The organism is Microbulbifer mangrovi (genome assembly GCF_002009015.1).
Classification (GTDB): Bacteria; Pseudomonadota; Gammaproteobacteria; order Pseudomonadales; family Cellvibrionaceae; genus Microbulbifer; species Microbulbifer mangrovi.
Map to the genome: position 1 here is coordinate 15,219 of NZ_LZDE01000325.1, position 17,838 is coordinate 33,056.

Annotated in this window: 11 protein-coding genes; 6 read left to right on the top strand and 5 right to left on the bottom strand. The window is 53.7% G+C overall.

Features of this window, described 5'->3' with window-relative positions; all coding sequences use genetic code 11:
• The first annotated feature begins 7 nt into the window (after nucleotides 1-7).
• From B4U49_RS12580 to B4U49_RS12595, 4 genes are read left to right on the top strand one after another with little or no spacing between them, the layout of a single operon-like run.
• On the top strand, nucleotides 8-778 hold the full coding sequence (locus tag B4U49_RS12580) for an SDR family NAD(P)-dependent oxidoreductase (RefSeq protein ID WP_078084954.1): 771 nt from the start codon (nucleotides 8-10) through the stop codon (nucleotides 776-778).
• 12 nt (nucleotides 779-790) lie between these two features.
• Nucleotides 791-1,972, top strand: coding sequence for a CaiB/BaiF CoA transferase family protein (locus B4U49_RS12585; RefSeq protein WP_078084955.1), 1,182 nt, complete (start codon nucleotides 791-793; stop codon nucleotides 1,970-1,972).
• A 12-nt stretch (nucleotides 1,973-1,984) separates the two neighbouring features.
• On the top strand, nucleotides 1,985-2,776 hold the full coding sequence (locus B4U49_RS12590; RefSeq protein WP_078084956.1) for an enoyl-CoA hydratase/isomerase family protein: 792 nt from the start codon (nucleotides 1,985-1,987) through the stop codon (nucleotides 2,774-2,776).
• 44 nt (nucleotides 2,777-2,820) lie between these two features.
• Entirely contained in the window at nucleotides 2,821-3,600 is a 780-nt protein-coding gene (locus tag B4U49_RS12595; RefSeq protein WP_193432844.1) for an SDR family NAD(P)-dependent oxidoreductase, read from the top strand.
• 98 nt (nucleotides 3,601-3,698) lie between these two features.
• Here the strand turns inward: B4U49_RS12595 and B4U49_RS12600 are convergent, their stop codons facing one another.
• Both B4U49_RS12600 and B4U49_RS12605 read right to left on the bottom strand, forming a co-directional pair.
• On the bottom strand, nucleotides 3,699-4,748 hold the full coding sequence (locus tag B4U49_RS12600) for a phosphotransferase (protein WP_078084957.1): 1,050 nt from the start codon (nucleotides 4,746-4,748) through the stop codon (nucleotides 3,699-3,701).
• A gap of 13 nt (nucleotides 4,749-4,761) precedes the next feature.
• Nucleotides 4,762-5,985: an acyl-CoA dehydrogenase family protein gene (locus B4U49_RS12605; RefSeq protein ID WP_078084958.1), complete on the bottom strand. Its 1,224-nt coding sequence runs from the start codon at nucleotides 5,983-5,985 to the stop codon at nucleotides 4,762-4,764.
• Between the two features lie 206 nt (nucleotides 5,986-6,191).
• Here B4U49_RS12605 and B4U49_RS12610 point away from each other — a divergent pair, with 206 nt between their 5' ends.
• Both B4U49_RS12610 and B4U49_RS12615 read left to right on the top strand, forming a co-directional pair.
• Nucleotides 6,192-7,088, top strand: coding sequence for a LysR family transcriptional regulator (locus tag B4U49_RS12610; protein WP_143735651.1), 897 nt, complete (start codon nucleotides 6,192-6,194; stop codon nucleotides 7,086-7,088).
• A 75-nt stretch (nucleotides 7,089-7,163) separates the two neighbouring features.
• A complete protein-coding gene (locus B4U49_RS12615; RefSeq protein ID WP_078084960.1) occupies nucleotides 7,164-8,195 on the top strand; it encodes an isoaspartyl peptidase/L-asparaginase family protein in 1,032 nt (343 codons plus the stop codon).
• Nucleotides 8,196-8,366: 171 nt separating this feature from the next.
• Here the strand turns inward: B4U49_RS12615 and B4U49_RS12620 are convergent, their stop codons facing one another.
• The 3 genes from B4U49_RS12620 to B4U49_RS12635 all read right to left on the bottom strand — a co-directional run bounded on the left by B4U49_RS12620 (nucleotide 8,367) and on the right by B4U49_RS12635 (nucleotide 17,807).
• Entirely contained in the window at nucleotides 8,367-12,674 is a 4,308-nt protein-coding gene (locus B4U49_RS12620; protein ID WP_078084961.1) for an NACHT domain-containing protein, read from the bottom strand.
• Between the two features lie 735 nt (nucleotides 12,675-13,409).
• Nucleotides 13,410-15,875: a DUF3987 domain-containing protein gene (locus B4U49_RS12630; protein WP_143735652.1), complete on the bottom strand. Its 2,466-nt coding sequence runs from the start codon at nucleotides 15,873-15,875 to the stop codon at nucleotides 13,410-13,412.
• 684 nt (nucleotides 15,876-16,559) lie between these two features.
• Nucleotides 16,560-17,807, bottom strand: a complete 1,248-nt coding sequence (locus B4U49_RS12635; protein WP_078084964.1) for a tyrosine-type recombinase/integrase — start codon at nucleotides 17,805-17,807, stop codon at nucleotides 16,560-16,562.
• Nucleotides 17,808-17,838: the final 31 nt, after the last annotated feature.

A 17,838-nucleotide genomic window follows, 5' to 3' on the forward strand; every position in this document is an offset into this window, starting at 1 on the left:
AGGAAACATGGATATCAAGGGAAAAACAGCGATCGTAACCGGCGGCGCTTCAGGTCTCGGCAAGGCCACTGTTGAACGCTATATCGCAGACGGTGCCAATGTGGCGATCTTTGATCTGGATGAGAAGAATGGCCTGGCACTGGCCGAAGAGCTTGGAGTACGCGCAATTTTCTGCAAGGTCAACGTGGCAGATGAAGAGTCTGCTGCGGCCGGAATCACCCGGGTAATTGAAACCTTCGGTGCGCTGCACATCATCAATAATTACGCGGGTATCGGCTCTGCGTGCAAGACCTTTGGCAAGAATGGCCCGCATCCACTGGATGTGTACATGAAAGTGGTGATGGTGAATCAGGTGGGTACCTTCAATATGGCGCGACTGGCAGCGGAGCGGATGGCTGCCAATGAACCAGTCAATGAGGACGGTGTGCGGGGAGTGATCATCAATACCGCGTCGGTGGCGGCCTATGAGGGCCAGATAGGCCAGGTGGCCTACAGCGCGACCAAGGGGGCTGTGGTGGGGATGACCTTGCCGATGGCGCGTGAGCTCGCCAGCTACGGAATCCGTGTAAATACCATTGTGCCCGGGCTTATTCACACCCCGCTGTTTGAGACGGTAGAAGAGTCTTACTACAAGTCTCTTGAAGCCTCCACGGTATTCCCCCAGCGTCTGGGCAAGACCAGTGAGATCGCCTCGCTGGCAGCCCATATCGTGGAAAACGATTATATCAATGGCGAATGTATCCGCATGGATGCCGGCATCCGCATGCAACCCCGTTAACTGGAGGCGATCATGGGTGTATTGAGTGGTTTTCGTGTGATAGAGCTGGCAGGTATGGGGCCGTGCCCCATGGCCGGCATGCTGTTGGCGGACATGGGGGCAGAAGTGATCTGCGTGGATCGCGGCCTGGAAAATGACCCTATGTATGCGAAAGACATGAGTCGTCGCGGCAAAAAATCCATCGTCCTCGATCTGAAAAGTGACGACGGGCGTTCGCTTTTCCTCAAGCTGGTGGCCACCGCGGATGTACTGATCGAGGGATTCCGCCCCGGTGTGATGGAGAAGCTTGGTATCGGTCCGGAGGAATGCCACGGTATCAATCCCGAACTCATTTACGGTCGCATGACCGGTTGGGGCCAGGACGGGCCATTAGCCAAAAATGCCGGTCACGATATCAATTACATTTCCCTGACTGGTGCCCTGCACGCGATCGGTCGCAGCGGTGAGAAACCCGTCGTTCCCCTTAACCTCGTCGGCGACTTCGGTGGCGGTACCCTGTTCCTGGTGATGGGGATTCTCGGTGCGCTGCTGGAAACCGGGCGCTCGGGCAAGGGGCAGGTCGTCGATGCGGCAATGGTGGATGGCGTGGCGAACCTGATGTGGATGTGTCACAGCTTCAATGCGGTAGGCCTGTGGAACCTGGGTGAGCGCGAGAGCAATCTGCTGGATGGCGCTGCCTTCTTTTACGATACCTATGAAACCGGCGATGGGAAGTACCTTGCACTGGGAGCCATCGAACCGCATTTCTTTTCCCGCTTTGTGGAGTTAATGGGGCTGGATAAAACCCTGTTTAATGCTTCCGCGCAGAGCGATCCTAGTCAGTGGCAGGCACTGAAGCACGAATTGTCAGAGGCGTTCCGCCAGAAGACCCGAGACGAATGGTGTGCGCTGCTGGAAGACAGTGATGCTTGCGTGTCCCCGGTCCTCAGTGCCGACGAGGCGCCTCACCATCCTCACAACAGTGCCCGCGATAGCTATCTCCCGGTAGATGGTTACCTGCAACCGGCACCGGCGCCCCGTTTCAGTCGCACGCCTTCAAGCGTACTGCACGGTCGCCGACAACCAGGAGCCGACACCCGCTCCCTGCTTGCCGGTCTGGGATTGCGTGGAGAAGATATCGAAAAACTCGAACAGCAGGGCACTGTCGCTTGCGCCGGCGCGCCGGAATCGGCCCAGGAACTGGAATCAAACTAGGAGCTAGTCGCTGTGGAATTATTTGAAACCCTGCTTTACAGCGTGGAAGGCCGCGTCGCCACTATCACCCTGAACCGGCCACAGGTACGTAATTCGCTCAATCAGAAGTTGCGTCTCGAGCTGCGCCAGGCCGTGGAAAAAGCCGGTGCGGATGATCGGATCCGCGCGGTAGTAGTGGCGGCGTCTGGTGATGGTTTTTGTGCCGGTGCAGATCTTACCGAACGACTTCCCGGTAGTGATCGGAATGGCTTTGTCACCGAGGTTCTCAATAAAGAATACAACCCTTTAATCCTCGCTATTCGCAACTCACCCAAGCCGTTTGTCTGTGCTGTTAACGGCGCCGCTGCAGGTGTTGGATCCTCGCTGGCGATGGCCTGTGATTTGACGGTAATGGCAGAGGATGCCTATTTGTTTTCAGCTTTCGGTGCCATCAGCCTGATTCCCGATGGTGGTAACCACAAGTTCCTTTTGGAGCAGCTCGGTAGCAAGCGGGCTTTTGAAATAATTGCTTTATCGCAGAAGCTTGATGCGGCGCGCTGCCTCGAGCTGGGGTTGGCAAATAGAGTTGTGCCGGCGGAAGAATTGCTGAAGCAGGCTACCGCTTTCGCAGGTAAAGTCGCAGAGGCCGCGCCACTTACCCTGCAATATTCGAAGCAGATCTTGCGCGAGGCGCAGGCCTATGACATGGAATCGGTAATGGCACTTGAGGCGGAAATTCAGAATCTCCTGTATCGCAGCCGCGATTTTCGCGAAGGCGCTAGTGCATTTTTCGAGAAGCGTCAGCCGGAGTTTGAAGGTCGTTAAACAGCTAGGCCTCGGCGGATAACTAATGAATTAGGGAGTGGACCATGTCGGAAATGGTTTCGGATCTGTTTTCACTACACGGAAAAACTGCACTGGTTTCCGGTGCATCCAGTGGGCTTGGTGCCTATTTTTCCGAGGTTCTGGCCGATGCAGGGGCGGAAGTTATTCTGGCGGCGCGTCGCGTTGAGCGACTGGAAGACCTGGCGGCATCAATCGTGGATAGAGGCGGGCGGGCCCGTGCACTGGCGATGGATGTAACCGATGGCGAAAGTGTGCAAGCGGCGTTTTCTGCCCTGGATCATATGGTCGATCACCTGGATATTCTGGTGAACAACGCCGGTATCAGTACTCAGCCACAGAAATTCGTCGAACAGGAAGAGTCGGTGTGGAGCGGCCTGCTGAATGTGAATCTACAGGGCGCTTGGCGTGTGGCTCGGCAGGCAGCCATCCGTATGCGAGTACAGAAGAACGGCTGTATCATCAATACCGGTTCCATCTATAGTCTGTGCACCGGGATCATGAAGGCAGATTATAACGTGTCGAAAGTTGCGGTGGCGCAGCTCACGCGCAATATGGCCCTGGAGCTGGGACGACACGGGGTACGGGTGAACACCTTGTGCCCTGGATATTTTGCATCGGATATCAATGCCTCCGAATTCGCGACCGAGCGGGGACAGGAGTATATCCGTCGGTTGGTGCCGCAGCGGCTGGGCGAGTATCGGGAACTGGCTGGACCGCTGCTGTTACTTGCCAGTGATGCGGGCAGTTTTATCAACGGGATTGAACTGCCGGTGGATGGGGGCAGCCTGCTGAGTCCCGTGTAAGCAGACATTGAATGGTAACCGCGCTTTAGCTTAAACGAACAACAAAAAGGGATGCCGGTTGGCATCCCTTTTTATTGTGCGGGAGGAGAAGATCTTGACTAGTTTGCGACGGCATCTTTTGCCTGGGCTACCCCCATCCGTGCGAGCGGTTCCACCAGCTCACCCATTTTCAACGCCTTCTCACTGGAGGCATTACCCTCCAGGGCGCGTTTTTTGACTCCCTGCAAAATTGCCGCGAACCGAAAGAAGCAGAACGCCAGGTAGAAATTCCATTCCGGGATTTCCTTCAGCCCCATTCTGTCGCAATACATCTTCACATACTGTTCTTCGCTGGGGATACCGGTTTCTGCCCGGTTAATACCGCCGAGCCCGGACAGTACGCTGTCGTGCGGCATGCGCAGTTGCATGCACTGGTACGCGAGATCGAATAGCGGATGACCGAGGGTGGACAGTTCCCAGTCCACCAGGGCGAGCACCCGTGGTTCCGTAGGGTGAAAGATCATATTGTCCAGGCGGAAATCGCCGTGCACCAGGGTAACCTGTTCATCTTGCGGGCCATTCTCCGGTTGGTTTTCCGGTAGCCACGCCATCAGGTAGTCCATTTCCGGGATGGTGTCAGTGGCGCTGGCACGGTACTGTTGGCTCCAGCGATTGATTTGTCGCTGGTAGAAGTTGCCGGGGGGACCGTAATCCGAGAGTCCAGCGCCGTTGACATTTACCCGATGGAGTGCCGCGAGTACCCGATTCATTTCCGTATAGATTGCATCCCGTTGTTCCGGGGTCAGACCCGGCAAAGCGGGATCCCAGAATACACGTCCTTCGATATATTCCATCAGATAAAACATACTGCCGATGATGCTCTCGTCTTCACACAGGTGATAGACCTGAACCACGGGAACGTCGCTGTTGGCAAGGGCGGCAATGACGCGGTATTCCCGGTCGACAGCGTGGGCGCTTTTGAGGAGATCGCCCGGTGGCTTGCGACGCAGGACATAGTTACCGCTGGACGCGCGTATCAGGAAGGTGGGATTGGATTGCCCTCCCGAAAATTTCTCTGCGCTAAGGGGGCCCCGGAAGCCGGCCACATTTTGTTGCAGGTATTCCGCAAGATTTTGCTCGTCAAAGCCAAATACATTTGCGTGCGCCATGGTGTGCTCCGCTTTATGCTTTGCTGTAAAGGTCGATAAGTTGTTTGCCGAGAGCCATCTGGTGGACCTGGTCAGGGCCATCAGCCTGGCGGCACCAACGGGCATAGTTGAAGGCTTCTGCCATAAAGTAGTCTTCGGTGAGCCCCCCTGCGCCGTGCATCTGCATGCAGCGATCGAGAATCTCCTGGACGGTTTTCGGTACACTGATTTTGCTGGCGGCAATCATGTCCCGCGCATCGCGTGCGCCAACTTCATCCATTTTCTGGCAGGTTTCCAGCACCAGCAGGCGCGCCATCTGGATCTCCGAGAAGCTTCGCGCTATGTCTTCCCGCACTGATTGGTGCTGGCTCAGTTTGCGACCAAAGGTGCTGCGTTGCTCCACGCGCTGGCAGGTTTCTTCCAGTGCGCGCTGGGCAGCGCCGATCAGGCGCATGCAGTGGTGGATTCTGCCCGGGCCGAGACGCCCCTGGGCGATTTCAAAACCGCGTCCTTCCCCAAGCAGTACATTTTGCAGCGGAACTCGCACGTTATCGAAACGGATTTCCGCATGGCCAATGGGAGCGTCGTCATAACCGAGCGTGGTGAGCGGGCGAACCAGAGTGATCCCCGGGGTATCTTTGGGCACCAGTACCTGGGTCTGCTGCTTGTGGCGGTTCGGGTTTTCAGGGTCCGATTTGCCCATCACGATCAGGATCTTGGTGCGCTCGTAAAGTGCGCCGGTAATAAACCACTTGCGACCGTTCAACACCCATTCGTCGCCCTCGCGCTGAATGCGCAGTTCGATGTTGGTGGCATCGGATGACGCAACTTGCGGTTCGGTCATGGCGTAGGACGAGCGAATTTCTCCATTGAGCAGTGGCGTAAGCCACTGCGCCTGTTGTTCGGGCGTGGCGTAACGCATGAAAACTTCCATATTGCCCGTGTCTGGCGCGTTGCAGTTGAAGACTTCCGGTGACCAGATAACTCGCCCCATCTGTTCGGCAAGCGGCGCATAGTCCAGGTTCGATAGCCCACCGAACTCGCTGTATTCGGCGTGGGATTTGGGTACGAACAGGTTCCAAAGTCCCGCATCTTTCGCCCGCTGTTTGAGTTCGTCCATCAGCGGAAGTGGTGCGAAGCGGTTCTCCGCCGCGGCCAGCTGCTCGCTATAGGGATCTTCGTTGGGATAGATATGTGCTTCGAAAAACGCGTGCAACTTGTGCTGCAGGGTCATGGACAAATCGCTGAATCGGAACATGCGCCTCTCCGGCCGATTGGGTTTCAATTCTGTCATTGACAGGGTGTTTCCAGCACTATAAAAAAATGAGTTAAATCATCCCAATTTATTAATGTTATGCATTGGAATTGATTTAAATGATGCAAGTTGGTTGCGTACACCGGTTTACTGTTGGTGTGCGGCCATGAAATTTGCTGGTAATCATTCCCCACCCCGAGGACCTGACTGTGAGACTGGAAAAGGTCGATCTGAACCTGTTTGTGGTATTTGATGCGCTCTACCGCGAACGCAGTGTCACCAGGGTTGCACAGCAGCTCAGCCTGACCCAGCCCGCGGTGAGTAACGCGCTCGCGCGCCTTCGCCAGACCTTTGACGATCAGCTGTTCGTTAAAACCCGCGAGGGCATGAGCCCGACCACTGTGGCGGACAGTGTGGTACGCGACGTGCGTGAGGCGCTGTCCCTGCTGGGGCGCAGCGTTGGCGTCAATGCCCAGTTCGATCCGGCCCGCTCCCAGAAGGTATTTCGTCTGGGGATGAACGATCTTGCGGAGTCGCTGTTACTGCCGCGCCTGCATGAGGCGGTGCGCGAAGTAGCCCCGGCGATCGGCATCACCAGCTATTACGTCGAACGCGAAGCGGCCACGGCCGAGTTGAAGGCGGGAATGATCGATCTGTTACTGGATGCGCCGGCGCTCAATGCGCGCGAGTTGGGTCACAAGCACCTTGCGGATCTGCCCTATGTGGTGGCCATGCGCCCTGGCCACCCGCTGAGTGGCGGCGACCTGTCGATGGAAGATTACCTGTCTGCCGAGCACCTGCATGTGTCCAGTCGCCGCAAGGGCAGGGGGCAGGTGGAAATGGCCCTGCACAATGCCGGTCTGCGGCGCAATATCGCCATGCGGGTACAGAATTACCTTGTCGCTTCCCGGATTACCGAGGGCACAGACCTTTTGTGGACGGTGCCGCGGGTACTGGCGGAGACCCTGCCTCTGGAGATCGCCGAGCTGCCCCTGGAGGTGGAGTCCCTCAGCTGGCACCTGTTCTGGCATCGCAACGCCGCAGACGATCCCGCCTGTCAGTGGATGCGGGAGATGATCGAAACGGTATCCCGCGCAGTGCTCTGATCCGGTGACTGGCAGCCGAGGACCGGCTGGGTTACTTTGGGTGGCATAACGCATCAACGAATAGCGGAAGACTCGATGAAAAGAACCATTCTCTGTATCACCTCCTGCCTACTGTGGCTTTCGTTGGGTGCCCAGGCATCGGAACCGGCCGAGTTTGCCATCGCCATTCACGGTGGTGCCGGCACCATTGAAAAGTCGAAGATGACTCCGGAAAAGGAGCGCGCCTACCGGGCCAAGCTGGAAGAGGCCATCGACGCAGGCTATGCGGTACTGGAGAAAGGCGGTCTGAGCCTGGATGCGGTTGTCGCAGCGATCAATATCCTCGAAGACTCGCCCCTGTTTAACGCGGGCAAGGGGGCGGTTTATACCTACGAGGGTGCGCACGAGCTGGATGCCTCGATCATGGATGGCCGCGACCGGCAGGCGGGGGCGGTTGCCGGGGTAAAACGGGTTGCCAACCCCATCAACCTAGCGCGTATGGTGATGGAGGATTCCCCTTTCGTGATGCTGGCTGGAGATGGTGCAGAGGCTTTTGCGCGTAGTCGCGGTGTTCCCATGGTGGACAACAAGCAGTTTGATACCGAGCAGCGTCGCCAGCAACTGGAGCGGGCGAAAGAAAAACTGGATAAGGAGAACAAGCAGGACAAGGACTATCGCGCGGCGGTAGATAGCCTGCCGGTACCATTCCGTATGGGTACGGTAGGAGCCGTGGCTCTGGACAAACAGGGCAACCTGGCGGCGGGCACCTCTACCGGTGGCATGACCGCGAAACGCTATGGCCGTATCGGGGATTCCCCGGTAATCGGTGCCGGTACCTTTGCGGATAACCGCTCCTGTGCGGTATCTGCCACGGGACACGGGGAATACTTTATCCGTTACAACGTGGCCGCCGATATCTGTACCCGCGTTGCTTACCAGTCCAAGTCTGTGGCGAAGGCAGCGGACGAAGTCATCAACGACGTATTGTTGCCGGTAGGCGGTACTGGCGGTGTGATCGTGCTGGATGCCAAGGGCAATATCGCGCTGACCTTCAATACCAAGGGAATGTACCGCGCCAGCCGGGTGGCAGGACAGCCCGCGCAAGTCGCGATCTTCGGCAAGGATTGATCCGGTAGGTCTGGATGGCGCCCCCGGGTGGCGCCAAATAATGCCTTGTAGGCTACGTATTTTGGTATGTTTGAAGTGTTTGATGGGAATAAACCCAACAAAAAGCCCAGCACCCGGTTAATTTGACATCGTAATATTGTCGAGTTTTTCGGTTGTGTTCCTTGCTCGCTTTCATAGGGTTGGCGTACTTCTTTCTGGCGGCAGGCGGGGCCGCAGGTCTAGTCCTTTGACCGTTAGTCGAATTTCACCTCCCCATTGCTCCTCAATCAGTTCCGCTTCGTTATTTAGTAATTCAATAACTGCAGGGAAATCGATTAGTTTATTGGTTTCCGGGTGTCGCCAAACCTTGTCATTTGCCAGAGTTATCATCAGGCAGCCGGCACGCGCTTGCCTTGGCGCCATGTACTTTGTTACAAGTTGGTCCTTTATGGCTAATTTGAGGTCGGTAATAGATCGCTTCTTCTCACCTATCTTGAGTTCAATAACTGCCTGCGGGCCAGAAGTGGAACGTAGCCGAATATCTGTTTCTTTACTATCAGCGGTAACGCCCTCTTGATCGACGGTGTAAGCCGCGCGGGAACTGGAGATTAACTGATGTGCGATAAGTTGCCGCATAGTGTTTTCATCATCGACACAAGCCCATCCCGCTCGGGGTGAAGAGTCTTCAAGCAAAATGTCGTCAAGATCACTCAATCTGTCGATCATCAGTGCATACATGTCGGCCGATGTCGCGGGTGGAATGTCACCGTTTCGCTCCAGCTTCAGAACTTCTTCTTCAATAAAAATTCTCGCATCGCAGTCATGGGCAGAACGTTCGATAGCTATGGCCGCGACACGATCCTTAAAGTGTTCAAACAAAGGGTCTTCAATCATGGCTTGTTTTGCTTTCCACCCTGCATTGCTGCCAGAGTCGAATAGGGCTTTCAGGATTAAATCTCGTCCCCGTTCAGCATAATCACGTGTTCCTGGTGTATATGATGATTCGTGTACTTCGTCATCTGATCGGCGGACGTGCGTATATCCAAGGCGTAATAAGCGAAGTAGCTGCTCAGGATCGATGTCAAGGTCGGTTAGTCGAACTTCAAGATTGTCATGTCTATCCCCAAACAAAGTTGCAAAAAGAAACACTGCCTTTCCGCATTTTTCAATGGGGAGCCTCGAAAGGGTATTCTCTAATTCGTCCACTCCTGCCTTGGGGTCCAGTGTAAATAGCGTGGAGAGGAATATGGCCCTAATAGAGTCTTCCTCCGCTGATTTAAGCTCTCTAAGTGCGATGTCTCGAAGATTTTTCAGGGAACTCTTACTGCCATGTCGCAGTACAATATTGACAGCCTTGGACAACCGGTAAGCCGCTGGCGGCTGATCTTTAAACTTTCGAATAACTTCAAGCGGCCCATTTAGCCATGCCTCAATCCTAGGAACGAATAGTTTAGCGAGCGACGGCGGATAGTAGGAAATATTCTGGAGGGTCATAGGGTGGGCGTTTGCATTAATATCTTCGCTAAGCTCACATGAGAGACCATTTCCAAGTATTTGATCTATAGCCTTAGGGTGGTGTTCAGCAAGTGCGCCAAGCCAGGCTGGGAGACCGTTTTGAGCAATCGGCGCATAACGTGCAGCAAGACAAGCTTCGCCGTGGCTTAAATTTTTTGCCCACTGTGGGTCTTCTGCCTCCGCAGCTATCGCAGCTACACCAAGTTCCCAACTAACTAAGGTAGTTTCTTTCTCGGATTCTTCTCGCTCGCTTCGTATCGATGGAAGGTCACCGCGCCAGACCCGCATTAAGGCTGTCCGGAGTAGGTCTGCGGTGTCCCGGCCAAAATTAGACTCGATAAAGCTCCTATTCCAGCCTGACGCGCGACTTTCTTCTCCCGAGCGCGCCATCGCTTTCCATAGACTCCAGATAGTGCTTTCCATTCGGGAGTCGGAAAAAGCAGCCTCTGGATTATTAACTAACTCACGCCAGAACAACATCCAGCTGCCTTTTGTTTTTGCTTTTTTCTTTTGGCGCTGCTCGGCTGCTTTCTCCGCCTGTTTTTCATATTTAACAATACGCGGATCTCGATGAGCTGGCTTTGTCCTCCGTTCTAGCGTGTCTGCGAGTACAGGGTTGTCACTGACGAGTCCTCTAATTTGATCTTTCTGCTCTTCTGAGCAATCCCACAGATATAAAGCGGCTTCGAGCATCACTTCTCGGTAGTCAGATAAGCCCTGTTTGTCCGCGAGCGCCTTAAACACCCACTCGGTATCTTCCTCGGGGCTAAGTTCCAGCGGCCCGTAAAAGGATGCCGTACGAAACCGACGTATCGGGTCTTCTAATTCGTGCAGCTGCTGTATAAAGGAGAGGTGCTCATCAAAAACAGACCTTCGGCCGGCAGAATTCAAACTGCAAAGCGCCTGTTTAAGGTTTGTGGGTAGCTCATCATCGGAATAGGCCGTGCACAAGAGTCGACTCGAAATAACAGCTGATTTGATGACTGCAGAGTTTGAAATGCCTTCACTGATTAGGCGCAAGCAGGTAGCAGATAGCGCCGGCACTAAAAACTCACGCTTTGTTGTGATATTTGTTCCGTCGTGTTTTGAACATAGTCCCGCGCAAATTAGTGTGGTAAATCTAAGCCTAAGCTCGTCGAGATCGCTGATTGTTAATAAGGGCGAATTTATTAGCTTGGGGAGCTCCCATCGTAATCCACCGATCGCGTTCTTTTTCTGATTAATTCGATCAAGTATTTGGCAGAGTGCTTTCGCGCCTAAATATTTTGGGAAAAGTAAAATTATCGCCCATGAAGCCAGCTGGTTAGGCCAAGGATTGCTATTTTGCAATAGGTCGACAACGATTGATGGTAAGCGCGGGTCGTCAATTTCGACTAATGCTCGTAAGGCTATTATGCGTTCCTTCATTAGGGCATTGCCATCATTTACCGCGTTATACGCGATGTCCGCGCAGGCGGTAAGCTTTCCTACACCTATCAATTGGAGCAGAAGCTCTCTCACTTCTGGGTTTTCTATACCTTGGTCCCAGAGAGAGTTAATGGTTTCGGGTAGGTCTGTAGCGTCAGATAGCGCGAAGCGATGGACCTGAATTGATGGAATTTGCAACCCGCGCCACCCGCCTACGCCATAGCGCTGCACGTATGCTGTTAGTACTGCAGCTCGCTTTTTAGGCGATAGCGACTCAGGATCTCCATATTCCAACAATACGCTTGGTTGACGACGAATCAGCTCGTTAAAAAATATGTCATTTTTTAGTGCCAGCCAAGCGGTTACTTCTCGCAGTGAAGGTTTTACTATGTCGTCGCCTTGAGCTGTAGTGGCAAAAAGTAGCCGTTTAGCACTCTTTATGGGAAGGCCTCGATCGAGGAGGGCAGATATCCTTTCTGCTGCGAGAAATTCAATAACCGATCTATGGTGAAAGCGAACACGACCGTAGGACGAGAATCCAAATAACGACCTCTCAAGCAGGGTTTGTCGTTCTTCGTCGTTCCAGCTTGTAAGTACGCGAACTGGGTCAAGTGCTGCTTCAAGTCCCACTACCTGATCCGCCTTCGTACTATGTCGCAAAGTCAGCTTGCGAGTCAGTAAGGCCGCGAGTGCCAACTGCTCGGCTCCGTTCCTAGCTTGGTCGGCAGAAAGTGGGGCCCTTTCCCTTCGTTCAGTATTGGCCCTTAGCTTGGTCGCAACGTTATTTTCCACCTGTTCATAGTGGGTTCGAATCCGGCGGTGCTCCCTCCAGTCGGCGCAAAGCTCTATTAGATCTTGGGGGCGCCGGGCAAACTCCTCCGCGTTTCGCCTTTCAATATCTTCGATCATTTCGTCAGGGTTAGTCACACCCTGAATTTCAGCCATCTGTCGAATTTGCTTGTCACTAAGAGGCAACATTCGGACAGCTCGAAAAGCTGGTGGAGCTTCGGTATCGCTTTCATGAGTCCTTTCCTTCATGACAACTCTGGCAAAGTCTTCGTCAGTTGCGAGGTCTTCAGTGGGCTCAGGGACGGGGAGATACTCTTTGAACAATTGTTGATCAACTGGGGTGGGCCGTGATGTAATAACGATTTTAGACCTACCTAAATTTCCCTCAATCAGTGAGGAAAAGTTACCAAGTGCGGTAGCGAACGAACCTTGTGTAAGCTTTAGCTCATCAACGGAGTCGAGAAAAAAGGTCGCTATATCTGATCCTGAGTTGCACCAGGCTTCAAATCGCTGGCGTTCTCTTGGCTTAAAAAGGCCGAGGGGACTAGACGTGGCCAAGCTAGCAAGCTCCAGCATGAATGCTGGCTCGCCAGCCTCCCACAAGGCATCCCGCTGTGATTTACATTCGTGAGTTTTACCTGCCCCAGCCTCGGAAATGATTAAAATGCGATCTGACTTCAGTAGCTCGGACCAATCATCGCCCCGTTCGAGGCCAAAGTACTCCAGGTATATGGAGTGGTCTTGCTGCTCAAGCTCGCCTTCCTGTATGTCGCGAAAGACTCTTCTCACTGTCGTGTTCCGTCGATAGTCTGCTGTGGGTGCCTTTAGGGCAGGACCGACAGTTTGGCTGCAAAGGCATGCAACTATCAAGTGTCGCTTCTGTGCTTTAACAGGCGAATTTTACAGGCTTCCATTTGATAGGGGCGCCCGTAGATAAGATTAATCTCCGCTTGAAGCTGCAGCAGCGCCGTTGGATTCATGCCAGTACCGCTGGTGTTCGCCGGATATAAGAAGGAGTAAGGGCAGGGTGGTAATTCCAATTATACCCCCCCGCTCCAAACTTGCGGACGTGTGGGTTCGACTTCCCGCGCGGTATAGGTGGAAAAACCTAGGAATTAACCTCCCCCTACCCACCGGGGGCGGGTTTTAAGGCTTTGCTCTCTTAGCCATCTATTTGCGGCATAGCGTCCGACGTTTTGTTTCTTGTGCTGCACGAGCTCCCGACTTGCCGCCACCCTCCATCTTGCAAGGTAGTCATCCATGACTTTGAGGCGTGTGTGCACAAAGCTGGGCAGGTGACTTAGTAAGAAGTGGCAATCATCTCGCAGTAACTGCGCACCGAGGGCGTCGCAGTATTCGATTAGCTCTAAGTTCGAGAATGGGGGAGTCCTCCCATTCTGAGGGTCGCTATAGCTATTGCCGCGATTCTTGCTATTTCTACACTGGATACGCGGTCCAGTAATGGCGTGAATTGCGGGAATAGCAGTAGCAATATCCCAAGGATGGCCTTCTCCGTCTATTAGTTCAGCTAGCATCGGTTGCGCTCATTAGTGCCGGATTTATGCAGAGCACGTCTCTCCGACCGTCATTTTCTAGCTTGAAACGGCCCAATAGCTCCAGCGCCCTGATAGCTGGGTCTAGCTTTGCCTTCTTCCGTATGGAATAGGGGCCTTTCTGTGCAACCTCATTTTTGGGTATTTTCCGATCGCCGTATTTTTTGCACTTGTCTACTACCCACTTTTCCAGCGTAGCTGCGTCTTTGAGAACCTGTGGCAAATCCACTTCGTTAAAGAACCTCAGGGTTTCGTTCAGGTGCCAGGCAGCCAGTCGGCACGCCCCATTAACCGAATCTATGCCGATCGCACCGGTGCCGCCATTCTCGAATATATGGAAAAGTGCTGATAGTCTAGCGGCGTTGTCTGCGGCCTTGCTAGCTGCATCTCTGACACTCTCCAGCCCGCCACCTTCTCCAAGCTCCTTTTCTATGCCATTGTAAAATTCCACCCATAAGGCTTTTGCTTCAGGAGTAAAAGATAGTGCTGGCGGTTCAAGTGTGCCTTTCCTTGTAAGTGGTGCGGGGCTGTCAAGAATCTCCCTAACCCGCCGGCTGAATACCTCTAGGGCAGGTGTATTCTTGGGCGGTTCTTTGTAAAGTCTGGTGCCCTGAGTGGATTGTGGCCAAGCGAAAAGAAAGCGTGCCCAATAGCCACTTCCGCGCGCCAATGCACCTACGCGTTCAATGAACGTTTCCAGGGTCTCTTTTTGTACCTGTAGTGATACGGTAAGCCGAACTCCGTCAATAGTGAGATCGCCGGAGCCTACGCGCCCTACGTCCAGCATGCCTCCATCCCAGAGGACGTTAAGCGTAGCGAGATTACGCATGACGCTCTCGCTGCCCATACCATGAGAGCCAAAAATGATCCCGCCTTCGCTACTGGAAATTCCTCCAGATGGGTACTTCTTTGCCAGTGTTCTACCAAGGCTTTCAGGAGTGTGATCACCCAATAACAGCTTAGGTACCTTTGGAGAATGCGGTTCGCGTAGTTCCAGCTCTGTCAGCTCGGCCTCTTTTTTTCTTATTACTGACTCAGGTTCCTGCTCTGCTCCTTTCTTGATCGCTGCTAGCAGTCCAGACCGTTTGGCCTCCCATGCCGCATGCTCAGATTTGTGGCGCTTGATTTCGGAGGCCATTACTTCTGCCTGCTCTTTTTCGTACTCAGCAATGGGCCTCGTGAAGTACCCTTCGCACGTGGACTTCCGCTCTCCTGAGTCGGCAATAGTCAGTAGGAATAAGCTCGTGGGCCCCTTTAGCTTTTCATCGCGCTTAACGTCAGATAAGTGTTGAGTAGCGATAGAAACTGCTCCGAGAGCTGTTGAGGCTACTAGAGGAAGCGGGGCCTGGGTAAAGCTGGCCACCTCCTTGACGGCGGCCTGTATCGTTGGCGGTAATGCATCCTCAGGATACGGCTCGATTTTATGGATGCCCACGATGGGTTGTGGGTCCGGCCACTCTGGTTTTGCTACCGCTATTGTCGCTACTTTTGCTATTTCCGGGGCAGCGCTTTGTATGAAGCTGCTTGCATCACCCTCTGCAGTTCTAGGTTTCTGTATTCCAGCCGCAAAGGCGCTTTTTAGAGTCCTGTTAACCTCGTCGTCATCTAAACCGGTGGATATTGCAGCAGCGCGTAATACGTTCATAGCCTCTGACTCATCAATCTCGCCACCACCGATTAACTGACCAATGCAGTAGGCTTCTTCGTTGAGGCTGTTGTTGCGGCTCCCTTCTTTAGTTACACGTACTCGTTGGTAGGCACTATCGAGTGCGGCGTGGCCATATCGGGAGGTTCTCGTTGGTGCTATTCCGTTGCTGGATACGGTGGGCGCATTGTTGTTAGGCAATTTTCCTCCTTTTGCCTTGTGATCAGCAATTTCTCGTAGCAGCCACTGTGGAGCCTGAGGGAGTGTGCCGGTAAGCGGTATTAACCATTCGTACACTTTGCCCGAGATATGCATGCTTGGGGGTGCAACTGCGTAACTTGTATTGCCTCGCACATCGAAGCAGCCAGCTATCCCGCCAGTGCTTTTGACTTTGCCTGCCTCGGGGTTGGCGAAATATAGGTGAAAGCCCTTGCCTGTTCTTACCGTGGGGCAGTGGGGCATAGTTGTGCCATGTTTTTCTAGCAACTTGGAGAACGCTTCCTGGTTATCTACGTCCACGACAAGTGCATTGGGCAGCAGTCCGATATTGGCGTTGGGCCACATGCTCCACCACCGCTTAATTTTCTCGGGGTCGATTGTTGCGTTGTGAAGCCCGTTTTTTGTGCGCGGGTGTTTGCCAGGTTTGTTGCGGCATGGATTTTCAGTGCATGTGCAGTGTCCTTCCTCGCTAATGGAGTGGAGGGGTAAAACGGGGAACCCCTGTGCTGCGTACTCAAGTGCACTGCTCACGAGGCTAGACATTTTTTTGGGGGTCGGCTGTTCTGGGTTCACAATCTTTAACTCTGTGTATTACATATACCGGCTGGGGCGGGGCTGGTGGTTTACGAAGAGGCGCTCAAAGTCGAATAGCGTGCCTTTCAAGAGCAGTGCTAGCAGGCATCTGTGAGCAAGCTATCTTGGAGGCTGCGGACGTAGCCGGCCTTCCAGACGGAAGTTTTTGGCCCCAGCTTTTTAGGGCGCTCTACCTTTCCTTGCTGCACCCACCCCCACCAGGTACTTAAGCCAATACTGAGAAAACGGGCGCAGTCTGAAGCTCTTACAAATGCATCTGGATCGTGAGGGAAATATTCGGCTGGTCTTTTGGGCATTGTTATGTGCCTCTCTGGAGTTGCTAGGACTGAGGGGAAAAATATATGCAACAGTTAAGTGATGCCAAAAGGCGATTCGAAGGAGGGGATTTTGGATCTAGTGCGCTGTAAAGCGACAGAAGTAGATAGAGTTATACAGAGTGGTACGGAATGCGCAGGCCGATAAAAGCCCCACTGGATTAGCCAGTAAAAAAAGATAAAAGCACGGATTTTTTGGCGATAAAGAGTGAAAAATTTTAGGCAATGATTTCCGTTTTGAGGGTTGCGACCGACTTAATCCGATTCACTTTGGGGTAAGGATGGTTAGGGGTACATGCAGGAGGACGTTTTCGCTTGGCGAGGCTTCCGGGGGGGCGGTAGGCCCCGGCTAAGTTCCAAATTTTGCTTCGATGAAATTTCCGCCAGAGGCATCTTCGCGGAGTAGGTCTAGATAGTCCGCCCACCGCTGCATCATGCTGCTCCGTGCTTCGATATGGGTGGTTCGATTGTAGGCCCGTCCCAACGGGTCCTTTACTGTGTGCGATAGGGCGGCTTCAATTAGCTCTACGGGCTCGCGAAGCTCTTCATCGAGCAAAGTCCGCCCCATAGCTCGGAAGCCTTGGGCGCTCATTTCATTACTACTAAACCCCAAAGTGCGAAGGGCTACTCTGACTGCGTTTTCGGACATCGGCCGGCCCATGCCGCGGGCACTGGGGAACACGTAGCGGCCATGGCCAGTGAAGCAGTGTATCTCTTTCAAGAGTGTCAGCGCCTGCCTCGCGAGGGGCACTAGCATTTCATTCTGTGCCTGCGATTTGCTCTTTCCTGTTTTGGTGACCGTGAATTCCAGCCGCTTCTTCTCCCAGTTAACGCTCGACCACTCAAGTTTTCGGATCTCTCCTGGCCTCATAAGCCACAAAGCTGACAGTTTTAATGCAACCGGTACTGTCGGAGATTTACCCTGATACTCATCTATTGCCAGCATGAGGCGGCCAACGTTTTTGGGGTCTGTAATGGCAGCCGCATGAGTACCTTTTTCGCGTTTGATGACGTCTCGGAGCAGGGCGGTGGGGTCGCTATCGACTAAACCCATTGGCGCAGCGTAGCGAAACACTTTGCTTATGTAGCTTTTCGCCTTAGAAGGAGTTTCTTTAAGCCCCCTGTCTTGAATGGCGCGCAAGCAGTAATGGACTTCAGCAACGCCTATCTCTGCAATAGGGGTTTTCCCGAGGCTGGGCAGTACGTAGCTGCCCATAATGTTGCTTATTTTTTGGCAGGTTTTGGGTGCCATCTTTCCTTCGATGTCGCGCTTGTACCATTCGCGGAATATCGCTTCGAAGGTATTTTCCAGTGCTGCCTTTTGGGCGACCTTGCTCGCTTTCCTTGCTGCAACGGGGTCTACCCCTTCCGCTACTTGGCTGCGCATTTCGTCGCGGAAGCTCCGGGCTTGTTTCAGGCTGATGGCAGGGTATGTACCTAGGCCTGCTTCACGCTGTTTGCCGTGCAGGCGGAAGACGAACAGCCACCGCTTAGAGCCGTTGGGGAATACCGCGATCCATAAGCCCCTCTCGTCGGCCATTTTGTATTTCTTGGCCTTCGGCTTTAGGGCCTTGATCCTGGTGTCAGTTAGGGGCATCGGGCACTCCTGGAGGGGCGGGTGGCAATAG

What these genes read in the sequence shown, in the direction of transcription:
- B4U49_RS12595 (WP_193432844.1), top strand. Translation starts at nt 2,821, where the DNA reads ATGTCGGAAATGGTTTCGGATCTGTTTTCACTACACGGAAAAACTGCA.
- B4U49_RS12635 (WP_078084964.1), bottom strand. Translation starts at nt 17,807, where the DNA reads ATGCCCCTAACTGACACCAGGATCAAGGCCCTAAAGCCGAAGGCCAAG.
- B4U49_RS12600 (WP_078084957.1), bottom strand. Translation starts at nt 4,748, where the DNA reads ATGGCGCACGCAAATGTATTTGGCTTTGACGAGCAAAATCTTGCGGAA.
- B4U49_RS12585 (WP_078084955.1), top strand. Translation starts at nt 791, where the DNA reads ATGGGTGTATTGAGTGGTTTTCGTGTGATAGAGCTGGCAGGTATGGGG.
- B4U49_RS12605 (WP_078084958.1), bottom strand. Translation starts at nt 5,985, where the DNA reads ATGTTCCGATTCAGCGATTTGTCCATGACCCTGCAGCACAAGTTGCAC.
- B4U49_RS12580 (WP_078084954.1), top strand. Translation starts at nt 8, where the DNA reads ATGGATATCAAGGGAAAAACAGCGATCGTAACCGGCGGCGCTTCAGGT.
- B4U49_RS12615 (WP_078084960.1), top strand. Translation starts at nt 7,164, where the DNA reads ATGAAAAGAACCATTCTCTGTATCACCTCCTGCCTACTGTGGCTTTCG.